Source organism: Chryseobacterium potabilaquae (assembly GCF_902728265.1).
GTDB classification, from domain to species: domain Bacteria; phylum Bacteroidota; class Bacteroidia; order Flavobacteriales; family Weeksellaceae; genus Chryseobacterium; species Chryseobacterium potabilaquae.
This window is the reverse complement of sequence record NZ_CACVBR010000122.1, coordinates 1-731: the sequence shown is the minus strand read 5'-3', so window position 1 is coordinate 731 and position 731 is coordinate 1. Positions and strand designations below refer to the sequence as shown.

Genomic DNA, 731 nt, shown 5'->3' with positions numbered 1-731 from the left:
TCATTTATTAATGAATAGTAATGTTGTGGATATATCGGATGAACTTTACTGGAAAAATAGGCCTTTATTATCTGAAGATACCCAAGTTCTCAAGTATTTTCCTCAGGAGTTAAGTCGAGAGGAATTACTAGATTTGGTATTAGAGCCTTTCGATCTTGAAAAAGATCAACTAGTAAGGTTTTATGCTATTCAATTAAATGATGGTAGGTATAGAATAGTGTATGTATTCTCCCATATTATAGTAGATGGATTAAGTACTCATTCCTTATATGATGAGGCCAGTACTTATTATAATGATCCCCATTATATAAGTTCAGTGAGTCTTTCTGATCAGGCCCGTTTACATGAAGAATTGAGTAATCAATTTGATGAGCTTTTCAATAAAGGTAAATCGGAGATGACCAATTTTTGGAAAAAGCATTTGGAGGGTTTAGAAAATATCGGATTTAAATTTTTACAGACTGGGTCATTAAAGGAATACTCAGATGCTATTGCTATCAATAAGATCAGTGAGTTTAGATTTGAATTTGAAGAAGATCTTTTTTTAAAAGTAAAACAATTGACAAGAAGTTATAAACTTACTCCTTATACTTATGGTCAAATGATATTGGCAATAGCTCTTCATCGAATTACGGGAGTAGGCCAACTAGGGATAAATTATCCGGTAGGTATAAAGGAAGGTCAAAGTTTTATATTTGGAGCCCATGTGAATACGATAATCAAAGGCTATC

Annotated in this window: 1 protein-coding gene; it reads left to right on the top strand. The window is 32.4% G+C overall.

Features of this window, described 5'->3' with window-relative positions:
* Positions 1–10 precede the first annotated feature (10 nt).
* The coding region (locus tag CHRY9293_RS18445) for a condensation domain-containing protein (RefSeq protein WP_162034314.1) at positions 11–731 on the top strand (721 nt) is incomplete at its 3' end.